The 1,109-nt window shown below is 62.0% G+C and carries 1 protein-coding gene; it reads left to right on the top strand.

Annotation, left to right across the window (positions count from 1 at the left end):
- Positions 1-34: 34 nt before the first annotated feature.
- Positions 35-1,109 (top strand): baseplate J/gp47 family protein (locus EJD88_RS26255; protein WP_158879345.1); only part of this gene is annotated, 1,075 nt, incomplete at its 3' end.

The following is a 1,109-nucleotide window of genomic DNA, read 5'->3' as shown; positions in this document are numbered from 1 at the left end:
CAACCCTGAAATTCGGCAACATCGAGGTGGATTTGTGAGCGACGTAGATTTCAAGCAGGCGCTGGCCGACGCCGGCATTCCCACGACCGAAGCGGGGCTCCTGCAGGCGTGGGAAAAAGAGGTAGCCTCCCAGGGCAGCAAACTGAGCAACACCAGCGCCTATTCGCCGTTCTGGCGCGTGGTGCGCGCCCTGGTGACCAAACCGGTGCTGTGGATCCTGGATTTTTTCGTGGCAACGGTGCTGCCCAATTTTTTCGTCAAGACCGCTGTAGATGCCTGGCTCGACATGTTGGCCTGGGCGGTCAACGTAGAGCGTAAGGGTGCGACCAAGGCCAAGGGCTTTTTGCTGTTCACCCGCGAAGCCGCCGGCGGCGCCCTGGAAGTGCCGGCCGGGACAGTAGTGCAGTCCGCATCGATCAATGGACATATCTACCAGGTGGTGACCACGGCGGTGGGCATCTTCGCCGATGGGTTGATGCAGCTGCAGATCCCGGTCGAGGCGGTCGACACCGGCGCCGGTTTCAACCTGGCCCCGGGTTATTACGCGATCTTGCCCGTCCCGGTACCGGGCATTGCCCAGGTGGTGAACACCGACGGCTGGTTGACTACACCTGGTGCAGATCCTGAGCCCAATGACGAGCTGCGTTTGCGCACCCGCAACCAGTTTTCAGCGGTCAACCAGTGGCACACCGACGCGGTGTATCGCGCCATGATCTCGGCCTTTCCAGGCGTGCGCCCGGATGGCGTGTATTTCCAGCACGGCGCGCCACGTGGCCCGGGCAGTGCAAACGCCTTTGTTCTGTTCGATGCGGACGTGCCGGCGGCGACGTACCTGGCGCAGATCAACGCGCATATCCGCGACCAGGGCAACCATGGCCACGGCGATGACCTGTTGGTGATGGTCATGCCTGAAACCCAGCACGCCGTAAAGTTGGAGATCTGGCCGCGCTCGATATTGACCACTGAACAGCGGGCAACCCTTAAAGACAACGCCGCGCTGTTCGTGCGTGCGGCGTTTCGCGACAGCACGACCAGCGACTACCAGCCGACGCTGACCTATCCCCAGTCGCGGTTTTCATTCAGCCGCCTGGGCGAAGAGCTTCACCAGC

The organism is Pseudomonas sp. PB105 (assembly GCF_009764655.1).
In the GTDB taxonomy this organism is placed as follows: domain Bacteria; phylum Pseudomonadota; class Gammaproteobacteria; order Pseudomonadales; family Pseudomonadaceae; genus Aquipseudomonas; species Aquipseudomonas cyclaminis.
This window is presented reverse-complemented; position numbering and strand designations above follow the sequence as displayed.